12 protein-coding genes and 1 other RNA gene are annotated in these 15,312 nt (G+C 32.6%); 11 read left to right on the top strand and 2 right to left on the bottom strand.

The annotated features are described in order from the left end of the window. The first annotated feature begins 10 nt into the window (after window positions 1-10). From recJ to LPC11_RS05945, 9 genes are all read left to right on the top strand, one after another. A complete protein-coding gene (recJ, locus tag LPC11_RS05905) occupies window positions 11-2,293 on the top strand; it encodes a single-stranded-DNA-specific exonuclease RecJ (protein ID WP_231307383.1) in 2,283 nt (760 codons plus the stop codon). Window positions 2,294-2,307: 14 nt separating this feature from the next. Then, complete coding sequence (locus LPC11_RS05910; protein ID WP_002467522.1) at window positions 2,308-2,826, top strand: adenine phosphoribosyltransferase; 519 nt, start codon at window positions 2,308-2,310, stop codon at window positions 2,824-2,826. 429 nt (window positions 2,827-3,255) lie between these two features. Then, entirely contained in the window at window positions 3,256-5,445 is a 2,190-nt protein-coding gene (locus LPC11_RS05915; protein ID WP_041613578.1) for a RelA/SpoT family protein, read from the top strand. A 22-nt stretch (window positions 5,446-5,467) separates the two neighbouring features. Next, window positions 5,468-5,920, top strand: coding sequence for a D-aminoacyl-tRNA deacylase (gene dtd, locus LPC11_RS05920; protein ID WP_023372784.1), 453 nt, complete (start codon window positions 5,468-5,470; stop codon window positions 5,918-5,920). Beyond that, a complete protein-coding gene (locus tag LPC11_RS05925) occupies window positions 5,917-6,792 on the top strand; it encodes an N-acetylmuramoyl-L-alanine amidase family protein (RefSeq protein WP_023372782.1) in 876 nt (291 codons plus the stop codon). Before dtd ends, LPC11_RS05925 begins: the two co-directional genes overlap by 4 nt. A gap of 377 nt (window positions 6,793-7,169) precedes the next feature. Beyond that, window positions 7,170-8,432, top strand: coding sequence for a histidine--tRNA ligase (gene hisS / locus LPC11_RS05930; RefSeq protein WP_023372780.1), 1,263 nt, complete (start codon window positions 7,170-7,172; stop codon window positions 8,430-8,432). 15 nt (window positions 8,433-8,447) lie between these two features. Beyond that, window positions 8,448-10,214 (top strand): aspartate--tRNA ligase, encoded by a 1,767-nt coding sequence (gene aspS / locus LPC11_RS05935; protein ID WP_231307384.1) that lies wholly within the window; start codon window positions 8,448-8,450, stop codon window positions 10,212-10,214. Between the two features lie 123 nt (window positions 10,215-10,337). Then, a non-coding RNA gene (gene ssrS / locus LPC11_RS05940) (6S RNA) lies at window positions 10,338-10,528 on the top strand. 98 nt (window positions 10,529-10,626) lie between these two features. Next, window positions 10,627-11,400, top strand: a complete 774-nt coding sequence (locus tag LPC11_RS05945) for a tRNA threonylcarbamoyladenosine dehydratase (RefSeq protein ID WP_015364938.1) — start codon at window positions 10,627-10,629, stop codon at window positions 11,398-11,400. Between the two features lie 69 nt (window positions 11,401-11,469). On the opposite strand, the gene LPC11_RS05950 is transcribed toward LPC11_RS05945, so the two are convergent. After that, on the bottom strand, window positions 11,470-12,741 hold the full coding sequence (locus LPC11_RS05950) for a replication-associated recombination protein A (protein WP_164967147.1): 1,272 nt from the start codon (window positions 12,739-12,741) through the stop codon (window positions 11,470-11,472). A gap of 83 nt (window positions 12,742-12,824) precedes the next feature. On the opposite strand from LPC11_RS05950, the gene cymR reads away from it, so the two are divergent. Continuing rightward, entirely contained in the window at window positions 12,825-13,247 is a 423-nt protein-coding gene (gene cymR / locus LPC11_RS05955; RefSeq protein ID WP_002467514.1) for a cysteine metabolism transcriptional regulator CymR, read from the top strand. Between the two features lie 693 nt (window positions 13,248-13,940). Continuing rightward, window positions 13,941-14,090 carry an SAS049 family protein gene (locus tag LPC11_RS05960; RefSeq protein WP_002451815.1) on the top strand — a complete coding sequence of 50 codons (150 nt, stop codon included), beginning with the start codon at window positions 13,941-13,943 and terminating at the stop codon, window positions 14,088-14,090. Between the two features lie 105 nt (window positions 14,091-14,195). On the opposite strand, the gene LPC11_RS05965 is transcribed toward LPC11_RS05960, so the two are convergent. Further along, a complete protein-coding gene (locus tag LPC11_RS05965; RefSeq protein WP_023372773.1) occupies window positions 14,196-15,194 on the bottom strand; it encodes an LLM class flavin-dependent oxidoreductase in 999 nt (332 codons plus the stop codon). Between the last annotated feature and the right edge of the window lie 118 nt (window positions 15,195-15,312).

The following is a 15,312-nucleotide window of genomic DNA, read 5'->3' on the forward strand; positions in this document are numbered from 1 at the left end:
AAGGTTACTTATGATTAAATCTAAATATAATTGGAATTTAAATAACCCAACTGAATATATATCAGATAGTATAGCTCAACGCTTAAAACTATCTCCTATCATCAAAAAGATATTAGAAAGTAAACATATTATTGAAGAAGAAGACATACAACGTATTTTAAATGGCGTTGATATCAATCATGATTGTTCTTTACTTAGCGACATTGATAAGACGATAGAACGTATAAATCAAGCTATAGATAAAAACGAACGTATATTAGTATATGGTGATTACGATGCTGATGGTGTGACATCAACGACAATATTAGTACATACTTTACAAAAATTAGGGGCTCAAGTTGGATGGTATATACCGAACCGTTTTACAGAAGGGTATGGGCCGAATGAATTGGCATTTCAAAATGCTTATGATGAAGAAATTTCATTAATCATTACTGTAGATAATGGTATACAAGGGCATGCTGAAATTAAAATGGCTCAAGATTTAGGTGTAGATGTTATTGTCACTGATCACCACGAAATTGGCAGAACGTTACCTGAAGCGTATGCAATTGTACACCCCATGCATCCAGAATTTGATTATCCTTTTAAATATTTATGTGGTGCTGGTGTAGCCTATAAATTAGCGCAAGCATTATTAGAAAATGTGCCAAATTATTTTAAAGCATATGCAGCTATAGGAACGATTGCAGACTTAGTATCTTTAACTGATGAAAATCGTTCAATTGTACAACAAGGTTTAAAAGTCATGAATGACAGTTGTCCAGTTGCCGTTAAAGCTTTACTAAATCAAGCTAGTTATAACGATGAAATTACTGAAGAAACAATAGGTTTTATTATAGGTCCTAGATTAAATGCAGTTGGACGATTAGAAGATGCATCTTTAGCTGCTGAATTATTAATGTCTGATAGTGTAGATGAAGCTGAATTTTTAGCAGAACAGGTTGGGCATTTCAACCAAGAGCGTAAAGATATCGTAGCTCAAATTACAGAAGAAGCATTAGCAATGGCTGAGGATTATGTTTCTCAAGGACATCAATTTCTATTATTAGCCAAAGAAGATTGGCATGAAGGAGTATTGGGAATTGTAGCATCGAAAATCGTGGAGACATATAGTTTACCAACATTAATTTTAAATATTGATTATGAACAAAATCATGCTAAAGGTTCTGCTAGATCAATTGAACAAGTTTCTATGTTTGAAATTTTAAATGCACATCAAGATTTAATTAGTAAATTCGGTGGGCACCATATGGCAGCTGGAATGACTATGGATATTGATAATGTTGAGGCATTACGAGATGGATTAAATGAATGGATGGCAAGACTAAGTGAAACGACCTCACTTGATCCTAGTAAAAAAATAGATGTGTTATTGAATGAAGCTGATATTACGATTAAAAATATTAAAGATATTCATAAATTACGACCATTCGGCACAGATTTTAATTCACCATTATTCGAAATTCAAAATATGACTATTAATTCATTAAAGGCCATAGGTAAAGAACAAAATCATTTGAAGATGACATTAGGTGATTCTAATTTACCAGCTTTATTTTGGCAAAATGGTGCATATGCAACACAATTAGATAACGGTCAACCGGTCAACTTAATAGGTAACTTGCAAATAAATGAATGGAATGGCAATCAAACACCTCAGTTCATTGTTCAAGATATAGCTATGGATACAATGCAGATATTAGATTATCGAAGTAAAAGTAAGAATACACATTTCTTAAATAATGACCATACAACAGCTTTTGTCATTCATTCTAAAGTTCAAAAATCAAATGAAAACGAGTTCTACTATGGAGAAGTTATACCTGCTGAATATGATAAAATTGTTTTTAGAGATTTACCGAATACACTTGATGAATTAAAAAGTACATTACAACAAACAGAAATATCTCAAATTTATCTTGTGTTTCAACATAAAATGTCTATATATTTTGAAGGAATGCCAAGTATCAATTTATTTAAACAATGTTATAAAGCATTAATTAATAAAAAGGAAATGAATTTAGCTACTGAAGGTATGATGTTGTGTGACTTTCTCAATATTAAAGCTAATTCATTAAAATTTATGCTAAAAGTATTTTTAGAATTAGGATTTATTAACGAAGATGATGGTATAATAACGATTGCGAGTCAACCAAGTAAACAAGATATTGAAACAAGTCAATTGTATCAGGCTAGGTTGTCCAGAATAGAGGTCGAAAAACTTTTATTATATGATGATTTCAATCATTTAAAATTATGGATTAAAACTCAATTGGGATATAGTAATTAGGAGGAAATAATAAGATGGATTTAAAACAATACGTTTCTGAGGTACAAGACTGGCCAAAACCAGGGGTTAGCTTCAAAGATATCACTACAATTATGGACAATGGTGAAGCATACGGCTATGCTACAGACCAAATTGTTGAATATGCAAGAGAAAAAGATGTCGACGTGGTTGTAGGACCAGAAGCACGAGGATTTATTATTGGTTGCCCAGTAGCTTATTCTATGGGTATAGGGTTTGCACCTGTACGTAAAGAAGGTAAATTACCTCGTGAAGTTATTAGATACGAGTATAATTTAGAATATGGCACTAATGTTTTAACAATGCATAAAGATGCTATTAAACCTGGTCAACGTGTATTAATCACGGACGATTTATTAGCGACAGGTGGTACAATTGAAGCGGCTATTAAACTTGTTGAAAAGTTAGGCGGTATCGTTGTAGGGATTGCTTTTATTATTGAATTAAAATATTTAAATGGTATTGAAAAGATAAAAGACTATGATGTGATGAGTTTAATTTCTTATGATGAATAGTATTCCAAATAAACTTAACTAATAAAAAATAAGACAATATGGGCTAGTTCTCAAAACTGATTAACAATAATGGTGTTAATGTAGTTTAAATAGAGAACTAGTTTTTATTTACAAAAAATAGTATAGATAGAGTTACAATCTAATTGTGATTCATTTATTTATTCCAAAAATTGTAGTATCATGTAACTAATATTTAATTTTAATTCATCAAAGCTAGCTTATCAGAGTCATTAAAATTTGATAAACTAAATACAATTAAAATTGGTTTCACATTGAAACATCTATAAATTTTTGAAATAGCATAGAGTATATAAGCTAATAAAATACTATAAAGTGTCTATAAACCTTCTAAAATATTGGGTAATAATACATAACAGATGTAAATAAATTGAAACATGTAAGTATAATCAATGAGTGGGGTGTCATATATTGAACAACGAGTATCCTTATAGTGCTGACGAGGTGCTTTACAAAGCAAAGTCCTATTTAAGTGAAAGTGAATATCAATATGTTTTAAAGAGTTATCATATTGCATATGAAGCGCACCAAGGACAATTTAGGAAGAATGGTTTGCCATATATTATGCATCCAATTCAAGTAGCTGGCATTCTAACTGAGATGCGTTTAGACGGTCCCACAATCGTTGCAGGCTTTTTACATGATGTCATAGAAGATACCGCATATACATTTGATGACGTTAAAGATATGTTTAACGAAGAAGTAGCAAGAATTGTAGACGGTGTTACTAAACTTAAAAAAGTGAAGTATCGTTCGAAAGAAGAACAACAAGCTGAAAATCATCGTAAATTATTTATTGCTATTGCTAAAGATGTCCGTGTTATTTTAGTTAAATTAGCTGACCGATTACATAATATGAGAACACTAAAAGCTATGCCTAGAGAGAAACAAATACGTATTTCTAAAGAAACGTTAGAAATATATGCACCTTTAGCACATAGACTTGGTATCAACACTATAAAATGGGAATTAGAAGACACGGCACTAAGATATATTGATAGTGTACAATATTTCCGTATTGTCAATTTAATGAAGAAAAAAAGAAGTGAACGTGAAGCTTATATTGACAATGCTATTGGCCAGATAGAAACAGAAATGGATAAAATGAATATTGTTGGCGAAATAAATGGTCGACCAAAACACATCTATAGTATTTATAGAAAGATGATGAAACAGAAAAAGCAATTTGATCAAATATTTGATTTACTTGCTATCAGAATCATCGTTAATACAATTAATGATTGTTATGCGATATTAGGTTTGGTGCATACATTATGGAAACCGATGCCAGGCCGCTTTAAAGACTATATTGCAATGCCGAAACAAAATATGTATCAATCACTACATACAACAGTTGTAGGCCCTAACGGGGATCCACTTGAAATTCAAATACGTACGTATGAAATGCATGAAATTGCAGAACATGGTGTTGCTGCGCATTGGGCATATAAAGAAGGCAAAACTGTAAACGAAAAAACACAAGATTTCCAAAATAAATTAAATTGGTTAAAAGATTTAGCTGAAACAGACCATACATCCTCAGATGCCCAAGAATTTATGGAATCACTTAAGTATGATTTACAAAGTGATAAAGTATATGCATTTACACCAGCGAGTGATGTAATAGAGCTACCATATGGTGCTGTACCTATTGATTTTGCATATGCTATCCATAGTGAAGTTGGTAACAAGATGATAGGAGCTAAAGTCAACGGTAAAATTGTGCCTATTGATTATATTCTACAAACTGGTGATATCATTGAAATAAGAACGAGCAAACATTCATACGGACCAAGTAGAGATTGGTTAAAAATCGTTAAATCATCTAGTGCGAAAAGTAAAATTAAAAGTTTCTTTAAAAAACAAGATCGATCTTCAAATATTGAAAAAGGTAAATTTATGGTTGAAGCTGAAATTAAAGAACAAGGTTTCAGAGTAGACGATATACTTACTGAAAAAAATATTGATGTCGTTAATGAAAAATATCATTTTGCTAACGAAGATGATTTATATGCTGCAGTTGGTTTCGGTGGCGTTACTGCTATTCAAATCGTTAATAAATTAACTGAACGCCAAAGAATTTTGGATAAGCAAAAAGCTTTAAATGAAGCGCAGGAAGTGACAAAATCAGTTCCAATCAAAGAAGATATAATTACTGATAGTGGTGTATACGTAGAAGGTTTAGAAAATGTACTGATTAAACTATCAAAATGTTGTAATCCTATACCCGGTGATGATATTGTAGGTTATATCACCAAAGGTCATGGTATAAAAGTACATAGAACCGATTGTCCTAATATAAAAAATGAGACAGAACGCTTAATATCGGTTGAATGGGTGAAATCTAAAGACTCAACACAACGTTATCAAGTAGATTTAGAAGTCACTGCATATGATCGTAATGGACTATTAAACGAAGTCCTACAAGCTGTAAATTCAACAGCAGGAAGTCTGATTAAAGTATCAGGACGATCCGATATCGATAAAAATGCTGTCATTAATATTAGTGTCATGGTAAAAAATGTAAACGATGTATACCGTGTGGTTGAAAAAATCAAACAGTTAGGTGATGTATATACTGTTACAAGAGTTTGGAACTAGAACTTAAGAGGTGCAAAGAAAAATGAGAGTAGTTGTACAAAGAGTTTCAGAAGCTTCTGTTTCAAATAACAACATTCATAATGCTATTCAAAAAGGCTATTGTTTATTAGTAGGTATCGGTAAAACTTCTACAGAAGCAGATGTACAAACAATAGCTAAAAAAATCGCGAATGCAAGATTATTTGAAGACGAAAATGACAAATTGAATTATAATATTCAACAAATTGAAGGAGAAATACTATCAATTTCTCAATTTACATTGTACGCTGATGTGAAAAAAGGTAATCGCCCTGGTTTTTCTGATTCAATGCCACCTGAGGCAGCTAATGAATTATATGAATCCTTTAACGAAGCTCTTCGATCATATGGTTTGAATGTTAAAACAGGTGAATTTGGTACACATATGAATGTAGATATTCATAATGATGGTCCTGTAACAATCATTTATGAGAGTCAGGATGGCAAAATGATATGAATAAAATAAATACATGGTTAACCAAACATGGTCTGATGAATCGACTTACATTAATCGTAGTTATTTGTTTTGTACTATTTCTTATCTTATTATTTATGTTTTTGAATTATAATGATGAAGATAATGGAACAATCACTATAACTGAAAATGCTGAGTTGAGAACCGGACCTAATGCAGCTTATCCAGTTATTTATAAGATTGAAAAGGGAGATACCTTCGAGAAGATTGATAAATCTGGTAAGTGGATTGAAGTAAAGAATAAAGCTGGAGATGAAAAAGGTTGGGTTGCCGGATGGCACACTAACTTAAATATCCATGCTGATAATTCTAAAAAATCCGCTCCTTTAAAAGGTAAAACAATTGTACTTGATCCTGGTCACGGTGGACGTGATCAGGGTGCTTCAAGTAATACGTCCTCAAAGAGTTTAGAAAAAGTATATACATTAAAAACTGCAAAAGAATTAAAGACTTTACTTGAAAAAGAAGGTGCTCATGTTAAAATGACGCGTTCTCATGATACATATGTGTCTTTGGATGATAGGAATATCAAAGGAGACGCTTTTATAAGCATACATAATGACTCACTAGATTCCCCAAATGCGAATGGTGTAACAGTGTATTGGTTACAAGATAATCAAGAAGCATTAGCACAAACACTAAGCAGTAGCATCCAAAAGAAATCCCTCCTAACAAATAAAGAAGCCAGACAACAAAATTATCAAGTCTTGAGACAAACGAATATACCAGCTGTGTTATTAGAACTAGGTTATATTAGTAATCCTACAGATGAAGTGATGGTACGAGACCAACTACATAGACAAGTTGTGGAGGAAGCTATCGTTGATGGCTTAAAACAATATTTCTCATCATAGAACTTGCAAATCAAATGAAAACTCGTTATCATTGTAAGTGAATTATAAATAGTAAACCGATTGTATTCTTGAAAGAATAAACGAAAGAGGTAGTATATTTTTATATACGTAGAAATGTAATCCATGAGGCTGAAAGATTACGCTGAGTAGTTTATTACTTTGAACACAAGAAGAGGTGCTTTATTCAAAAGTAAAGCCGGCTAACGTACGTTAAACGTTTTGAGTGGATTTGTGATGTTAATAATGTCCAAATCAATTAGGGTGGCAACACGGATTTTCGTCCCTTGTATAGCATTTAATGCTATGCAAGGGCTTTTTTATTCACATTTTTAATATAAAAAATGAAAAGCCTTGAGTATTAGTAAAGGAGATAAAATATGATAAAAATTCCAAGAGGAACGCAAGATATATTACCAGAAGATTCAATCAAGTGGCGATACATTGAAAATAAATTAGATCAATTAATGGAAATTTACAATTATCAAGAAATACGAACACCTATTTTTGAGAGTACTGAACTTTTTGCTAGAGGTGTTGGTGATTCTACAGATGTAGTTCAAAAGGAAATGTATACATTTAAAGATAAAGGTGATCGTAGTCTTACATTAAGACCAGAAGGAACTGCTGGTGTAGTTCGATCATATATCGAACATAAAATGCAAGGAAATCCAAATCAACCAGTAAAGTTATATTATAATGGACCAATGTTTAGATATGAACGTAAACAAAAAGGTAGATATCGTCAATTTAATCAATTTGGTGTTGAAGCTATTGGTTCTGAAAACCCAAGCATTGATGCTGAAGTATTAGCGATGGTAATGCATATCTATCAATCATTTGGGCTAAAACACTTAAAATTAGTGATTAATAGTATTGGAGATAGTGATTCTCGTAAAGAATACAATGAAGCATTGGTTAAACACTTTGAACCAGTGATTGATGAGTTCTGCCAAGATTGTCAATCTAGACTACACACTAATCCGATGAGAATTTTAGATTGCAAAGTCGATAGAGACAAAGAAGCTGTCAAAAATGCACCACGTATCACAGATTTCTTAAACGAAGATTCTAAAGCATACTACGAACAGGTGAAAAAACACTTAGATGATTTAGAAATTCCTTATGTAGAAGATCCTAATCTTGTTCGTGGTTTAGATTATTATACACATACAGCATTTGAATTAATGATGGATAATCCAAATTACGATGGTGCAATAACAACCTTGTGTGGTGGGGGTCGTTATAATGGTTTACTTGAATTGTTAGATGGACCTAGCCAAACAGGTATTGGCTTTGCACTAAGCATCGAAAGATTATTGTTAGCATTAGAAGAAGAAGGTATTGAATTAGATATTAAAAATGATTTTGACCTATTTATCGTTACTATGGGAGAAAAAGCAGATCGTTATGCAGTTAAACTACTTAACGAATTACGTAAAAATGGTGTGAAAGCTGATAAAGATTATCTAAATAGAAAAATTAAAGGTCAAATGAAACAAGCAGATCGCCTAAATGCAAACTACACTATCGTAATTGGTGATCAAGAATTAGAAAACAATCAAATTGATATTAAAAATATGGAAACTGGTGAATCTGAATCAATTCAATTAAATCAAATAGTTGATTATTTTCACAAATAGAGAGGAAGTTTTGAAATGAGTAAAAGAACGACATACTGTGGTTTAGTTACAGAAGATTTATTAAATGAAAAAGTAACGTTAAAAGGTTGGGTACACAACAGACGTGACTTAGGTGGATTAATTTTCATCGATTTAAGAGATAGAGAAGGTATTGTACAAATTGTTTTTAATCCAGATTTTTCACAAGAAGCATTAAATATTGCTGAAACTGTAAGATCTGAATATATTGTTGAAGTTCAAGGTGTAGTCACTAAACGTGATGCTGAAACGGTTAATCCTAAAATTAAAACAGGGCAAGTAGAAGTGCAAGTTTCAAATATTGAAATTATCAATAAATCAGAAACACCACCATTTTCAATAAATGAAGAAAATACAAATGTAGATGAAAATATAAGATTAAAATATAGATATTTAGATTTACGTCGTCAAGAACTGGCGCAAACATTTAAAATGAGACATCAAACGACACGTTCAATTCGTCAATATTTAGATGATAATGGATTTTATGATATTGAAACGCCAGTATTAACTAAATCAACACCTGAAGGGGCCAGAGACTATTTAGTACCTTCACGTGTTCATGATGGTGAATTTTATGCATTGCCTCAATCACCACAATTATTTAAACAATTGCTAATGATTAGTGGATTTGATAAATACTATCAAATCGTTAAATGTTTCCGTGATGAAGACTTACGTGCTGATCGTCAACCAGAATTTACTCAAGTCGATATTGAAATGAGCTTTGTAGACCAAGAAGATGTTATGGCTATGGGTGAAGAAATGTTACGTAAAGTTGTTAAAGATGTAAAAGGTATTGATGTACCTGGTCCATTCCCACGAATGACTTATGCTGAAGCAATGAGTCGTTATGGTTCTGACAAACCTGATACACGTTTTGACATGGAATTAATAAACGTATCTCAATTAGGTCATGACATGGACTTTAAAGTATTCAAAGATACAGTTGAAAATAATGGAGAAATTAAAGCAATCATAGCTAAAGGTGCAGCAGATCAATATACACGTAAAGACATGGACGCGTTAACTGAATTTGTAAATATATATGGAGCTAAAGGTTTAGCGTGGGTTAAGGTTACTGATGAAGGTTTAACTGGTCCAATTGCTCGCTTCTTTGAAGATAAAGATGTTGAACAATTAAAAACATTAACAGAGGCATCAGCTGGTGATTTAGTAATGTTTGTTGCTGATAAACCAGAAGTCGTAGCACAAAGTTTAGGCGCATTACGTATTAAACTAGCTAAAGAATTAGGCTTAATTGATGAATCTAAATTAAACTTCTTATGGGTAACAGATTGGCCATTATTAGAATATGATGACGAAAGTAAACGCTATGTAGCTGCACATCATCCATTCACATCACCTAAAAAAGAAGATATTGATAAATTAGATTCAGAGCCTGAAAATGCACAAGCCAATGCCTATGATATCGTATTAAATGGTTATGAATTAGGTGGGGGCTCAATCAGAATTCATAATGGTGAATTACAAGAAAAAATGTTTGAAGTACTTGAATTTACGAAAGAACAAGCACAAGAACAATTTGGTTTCTTATTAGATGCATTCAAATATGGTGCACCACCACATGGCGGTATCGCACTAGGATTAGACAGATTAGTGATGTTATTAACTAACCGTACAAACTTAAGAGATACAATTGCATTCCCTAAAACTGCTTCAGCTACTTGTTTATTAACTGATGCGCCAGGTGAAGTTTCTGAAAAACAATTAGAAGAATTATCGTTAAGAATTAGACATTAATTACTAATAACTCTAATTTCTTGTGATTATGTCTAAATATTGTCTGAATAAAAAGGAATTAAAATATACAAAGTTGTTTAATTCCTTTCTTTCGAAGTTTATGGTATTATAATGACATAAGATAGTCATCTGTGATGTTCGTATGTTTGCTTTTTATTTGGGCCTAACACTCTTTGATCAGGGAGCCCAATAGGTTTTCATGCAGCGCACACGCCTCAATAGGAGGACTTGCAAAACATGAAACAGGGCACCCACCTGTATATAGCAGGCCGAATGATCAAGCTATTTATAACTACGGCATCTACGGACTCTATCGGTACGCAAGACTTAGGTCTTGCGTATTTTTATTTTTAAATTAAAATTATACTTAAAATACATATTGATTTGGATTGTTTAGTTAAAGGAGATTAAAATGAAACATCAATTTTCTAGAAATGAGTTAGCAATCGGACAAGAGGGACTTGATTTATTAAAAAATAAAACTGTAGCTGTGTTAGGTGTCGGTGGCGTTGGATCTTTTGCTGCTGAAGCATTAGCTAGAACGAATATAGGTCATATCATTTTAATAGATAAAGACGATGTTGATATTACAAATGTTAACCGTCAAATACATGCCTTAACTTCTACTATCGGACAAAGTAAAGTGACGTTAATGGAAGAGAGAATTAAACAAATTAATCCAGACTGTAAAGTAACGCCTTTACATATGTTTTATACAGAAGAGACATACGAAGAGATATTTAATAACTATGATATTGATTATTTTATAGATGCGAGTGATACCATTATTTATAAAGTACATTTAATGAAAGAATGCTTAGAACGTGGTATCGATATGATTTCCAGTATGGGTGCAGCTAACAAAATAGATCCTACTCGATTCCAAATTGCAGATATCTCAAAAACGCATACTGATCCAATGGCTAAGGTCATTCGTAATAGATTAAAACGTGTAGGTATTCGAAAAGGGGTTAAAGTTGTATTTTCAGATGAAAGTCCAATTGTAATTAGAGAAGATGTAAAAGAAACAGTAGGTGACAAAAATGCTATTAATAGAAAAGGACAAATGCCACCATCTTCCAATGCATATGTACCAAGTGTGGTTGGATTAATTTGTTCAAGTTACGTCATCAACGATATTCTGAAAGACATTCCGATTCGTCGTATTAAAGATAAAGGTCAATAATTAAGTTGTAAACAAAAAAGATAGTTTGTCTATAATGTAATTGCTACATATAGGCAAGCTATCTTTTTTTTATTTAGACTTATTCAATAGATTTTCATAAATAGTTTTAAATTGTTGTTCGCTTTTAGACGTCGTTTTTGGTTCATAATAAATTCGATTTTTAAGTATATCAGGCAAATATTGTTGAACTACATGACCATTGTCATAATTGTGTGGATATTTATAACCAATAGCACGACCTAATTCTTTAGCTCCAGCATAATGACCATCTTTTAAATAGTCAGGTATTTGTCCTACTTTTCCTTGTCTTATGTCACTTAATGCTTTATCGATAGCTGACATACCTGAATTCGATTTAGGTGATAAACATAATTCAATAACTGCTTGACTTAATGGGATTCTTGCTTCAGGAAAACCTAATCTTTCAGCAGATTGAATTGCAGCTAAAGTACGTTGTCCTGCATTTGGTGAAGCTAAACCTACATCTTCATAACTAATTACGAGTAACCGTCTGACTATCGTTGGTAAATCACCAGCTTCTATCAATCTAGCTAGATAATGCAGTGCTGCATTGACATCACTGCCACGAATAGACTTTTGAAAAGCACTCATGACATCATAGTGCATATCTCCATCTTTATCACTAACGAATGCCCCTTTTTGCAAGCAATCTTTAGCATCTTGCAATGTAATGTGACGTTGTCCATTTTCTTCAGATGCACTTAAAACTGCAAGTTCTAAAGCATTTAAAGCACTTCTAACATCACCTTGACTCTGAGTTGAGAAATAAGTCATAGCATCATCATCAACTTTAGGTGAATATGCATTAAGACCACGATCTTCGTCTTCTAAAGCACGATTTAGCGCTAACCTAATATCGTCATTATCTAAAGGGAACAACTCAAAGATTTGAGCTCTTGAGCGAATTGCTGGGTTAATTGCATGATAAGGATTAGAAGTTGTTGCACCAATTAAGACAATTTTCCCATTTTCTAAATGGGGTAATAAAAAGTCTTGTTTCGCTTTATCTAATCGGTGAATTTCATCTAATAACAAAATCACTTGTCCAGACATTTTTGCTTCATCGACTACCATTTGCATATCTTTTTTAGTATTCGTTACCGCATTGAGTTGTCTAAATTTATATTGAGTACTACCTGCAATGGCTTTAGCAATACTTGTTTTACCTATACCAGGTGGCCCATAAAATATCATAGAGGAAAGTCTTTTAGTTTCTACCATTCTTCTAATAATACCTGTCGGACCAACCAAATGTTGTTGTGAAATGATTTCATCTATATTTATTGGTCTCATCCTAGACGCTAAAGGTTCAGTATTCACATTTGTCACACCTTTCTTATATTATCTTAACGTAAAAAATGATAGAATGGGAATATATAATTCGAATTAAGTGAGGTTATACAATGAAAATATCAACAAAAGGGAGATATGGCTTAACTTTAATGATTTCTCTTGCTAAAAGAGAAGGCCAGGGTTGCGTTTCATTAAAAACAATAGCTGAAGAAAATAATTTAAGTGATTTATATTTAGAACAACTTGTTGGACCCTTAAGAAATGCTGGATTAATTCGAAGCGTTCGTGGCGCAAAAGGTGGGTACCAATTAAGATTACCTGCTGAAGAAATTACAGCTGGTGATATTATCAGATTATTAGAAGGACCCATTACCTTCGTAGAAAGTATCGAGTCCGAACCACCTGCTCAAAAACAATTATGGTTAAGAATGAGAGACGCAGTCAGAGACGTACTCGACAACACAACACTACAATACCTAGCAGAATACAAAGAAACAGACCAAAACCTAGACGGATACATGTTTTATATATAGGGACCCTTCATAGAGGTTTTCGAAAAGAAAACCTACAAGCAATGCAAGAAGGGCAAGGGCCCCAACAAAGAGGAATTGGTAAATCCAATTTCAACAAGCAATGCAAGTTGGGCAAAGGACCCTTCATTGAGGTTTTCGAAAAGAAAACCTGCAAGCAATGCAGGAAGGGCAAGGGCCCCAACAAAGAGGAATTGGTAAATCCAATTTCAACAAGCAATGCAAGTTGGGCAAGGGATCCTTCATTGAGGTTTTCGAAAAGAAAACCTGCAAGCAATGCAGGAAGGGCAAGGGCCCCAACAAAGAGGAATTGGTAAATCCAATTTCAACAAGCAATGCAAGTTGGGCAGGTCCCTTTCGAATAAGGTTTTACACAAAATGAATATATATTTTATGAAAAAGTATGGATTAATTTCCATATTTTTTTAATTTAATAGATTGATTAGATTACCTACTCAAACACTGCTATCAAGCGTTTGAATAGTGCTATACGTAAATCCTAAATTGCTTTTAGTATAAAGTTTCTAAATTTTATTTGATACATATGTTTATTTCCTTAACCAAGTGGTATGAATAGAATATACATCATAACAATTGTTGAATTAATCTTATTCACAAAGTAATTGATGTGATAAAGTTAAAATTAAAGTTTTAACAAATACAAATTATTTCTAAATCTGAAAGGAGCTTATATTTATGGGATTCATGGATAAAGCAAAAGACGCAGCAGAAAAATTCAAAAACAGTGATAATGAGCAAGTAAACAAAGCTAAAGATACAATTAACGAGTATACTGATACTGGTAAAGGTGACAAAGATAAAAAAGAAGATAAAGACGATAAATAATCGTTTGCTTATAAGTAAAGAGGTAGTGCAATAGCGCTACCTCTTTTTTATATTAAAAATACTGAAACGCCAATATCACGTTTCAGTATGATTGAATTAAATAAATTATAGTGTATCGATAATATGTTTGAATTTTTGATATGACTCATGTTGCTTTTGTTGATCATAAATATAGCTTACACCCATGATTTCATCGATATCTCCATAATAATCAATAAAATCTTTAATTTTTTGCTTAACTGTACTTTCAGAACCAATCATTGATGTGTTGATGCGTTGCTTCGCCATCTCCAATTCCCTAGGCGTTAACACTTGATCTAATTTATCTGTTGGCGGCTGTACGGGTTGCATTTTGCCTCTTGTAATACTTACCATTACTTGGGCCATTGAACTAGCTAAATATTCTGCTTCTTCATCTGTGTCTGCAACGATAACATTTAAGCCTATAATAACATAAGGTTCACTTAATACATCTGAAGGTTCAAATAACTCTTTATAAATTTGTATAGCTTCCTTCATTTGTTGTGGTGCAAAATGTCCAGCAAAAACATATGGTAAACCTCTTCTAGCAGCCACATGTGCTGAATCAGTTGAAGAACCTAATATATATAATGGAACTTGTTTATCTACAGCTGGATAGGCACGTACATAACTTTGTTGGTTTGCTGGTCCGAAATACTGTTGTAATTGATCTACTTCATCTGGAAATTGATAAACACCATTGTGTTGGTCTCTACGCAATGCACTTGCAGTCATCATATCTGTACCTGGTGCTCTACCTAAACCTAAATCTACTCGGTTAGGAAATAAAGTAGCCATTGTACCAAATTGTTCTGCTACTATAAGTGGCGCGTGATTTGGCAACATTATTCCACCAGAACCGACTTTAATCGTTTTTGTATGTTCTAGAGTGTGTTGAATTAATAATGCAGTCGCAGAACTTACTAAATTAGGTGCATTATGGTGCTCGGCAATCCAATATCTTTCATAACCTACTTGTTCTAAATGTTGTGCTAAATCAATCATGTCATTTAAAGCGTCGCTATCATCTTGTCCTTCTCTAATAGGTACTAAATTTAATGCTGATACTTTTAGTTTATTCATAGCAAAATTTCCTCCATAGTAAAAATAGTATATGAAGTATAACAATGATTTCCACAATAAAATATTAAATTGCTCATTACACATAACAATACTACTATTCAAATTATGACAAAATGCT

Origin of the sequence: Staphylococcus sp. HL28 (assembly GCF_021117155.1) — a bacterium.
GTDB classification, from domain to species: domain Bacteria; phylum Bacillota; class Bacilli; order Staphylococcales; family Staphylococcaceae; genus Staphylococcus; species Staphylococcus warneri.

Excerpts from the sequence above, each read along its gene's own strand:
- recJ (WP_231307383.1), top strand. The coding sequence starts at position 11 with ATGATTAAATCTAAATATAATTGGAATTTAAATAACCCAACTGAATAT.
- LPC11_RS05910 (WP_002467522.1), top strand. The coding sequence starts at position 2,308 with ATGGATTTAAAACAATACGTTTCTGAGGTACAAGACTGGCCAAAACCA.
- dtd (WP_023372784.1), top strand. The coding sequence starts at position 5,468 with ATGAGAGTAGTTGTACAAAGAGTTTCAGAAGCTTCTGTTTCAAATAAC.
- LPC11_RS05925 (WP_023372782.1), top strand. The coding sequence starts at position 5,917 with ATGAATAAAATAAATACATGGTTAACCAAACATGGTCTGATGAATCGA.
- hisS (WP_023372780.1), top strand. The coding sequence starts at position 7,170 with ATGATAAAAATTCCAAGAGGAACGCAAGATATATTACCAGAAGATTCA.
- aspS (WP_231307384.1), top strand. The coding sequence starts at position 8,448 with ATGAGTAAAAGAACGACATACTGTGGTTTAGTTACAGAAGATTTATTA.
- LPC11_RS05945 (WP_015364938.1), top strand. The coding sequence starts at position 10,627 with ATGAAACATCAATTTTCTAGAAATGAGTTAGCAATCGGACAAGAGGGA.
- cymR (WP_002467514.1), top strand. The coding sequence starts at position 12,825 with ATGAAAATATCAACAAAAGGGAGATATGGCTTAACTTTAATGATTTCT.
- LPC11_RS05960 (WP_002451815.1), top strand. The coding sequence starts at position 13,941 with ATGGGATTCATGGATAAAGCAAAAGACGCAGCAGAAAAATTCAAAAAC.
- LPC11_RS05965 (WP_023372773.1), bottom strand. The coding sequence starts at position 15,194 with ATGAATAAACTAAAAGTATCAGCATTAAATTTAGTACCTATTAGAGAA.